Annotated in this window: 2 protein-coding genes; one reads left to right on the top strand and one right to left on the bottom strand. The window is 41.4% G+C overall.

What is annotated here, in order from left to right; genetic code table 11:
* The coding region (locus BFP77_RS02320) for a helix-turn-helix domain-containing protein (protein ID WP_143751810.1) at positions 1 to 160 on the top strand (160 nt) is incomplete at its 5' end.
* 98 nt (positions 161 to 258) lie between these two features.
* Here the strand turns inward: BFP77_RS02320 and BFP77_RS17085 are convergent.
* The coding region (locus tag BFP77_RS17085; protein WP_218963443.1) for a hypothetical protein at positions 259 to 457 on the bottom strand (199 nt) is incomplete at its 5' end.

The following is a 457-nucleotide window of genomic DNA, read 5'->3' as shown; positions in this document are numbered from 1 at the left end:
AAAAAATCTGACCCAAAAACAACTTGGCGAAATGATTGACAAAAAGCGAACATACATTTCTCGTGTGGAAAATAACGGAAGTAATCTGACCTTGAAAACCTTATTCGACATTGTAGAAAAAGGTCTTGGCGGAAAGGTAAATATATCAATCGAAGTATAAAAGTACGTTTTACAACAATAGTAACCGTTGCACAAGCTTGTGATTTTCAAAATACAGATTGAATACAAGTCCCTTTAAGGGGCTTTTTTCTTGTCGGCTCAGAAACGGAAGTCCAAATTCCGATGCGTCACGGAAGCTTGAAACAGGTTTTGGAGCACACTTTTGGCCAATGCCTTCAAAGCAAGCTGTCCCGCCTCGCTTTTTACCCGTTTTCGTTCGAATTTCAGGTACTTTTTCAGGTTGTATGCGATGGCCGATAGGTGCATCACCTTGTTGGCCTTGCACAGGCCAACAAGG

The sequence above is a fragment of the Maribacter sp. 4U21 genome, assembly GCF_002742365.1.
GTDB lineage: Bacteria > Bacteroidota > Bacteroidia > Flavobacteriales > Flavobacteriaceae > Maribacter.
The sequence above is the reverse complement of the archived record's forward strand: the minus strand, read 5'-3'. Positions and strand labels throughout refer to the sequence as shown.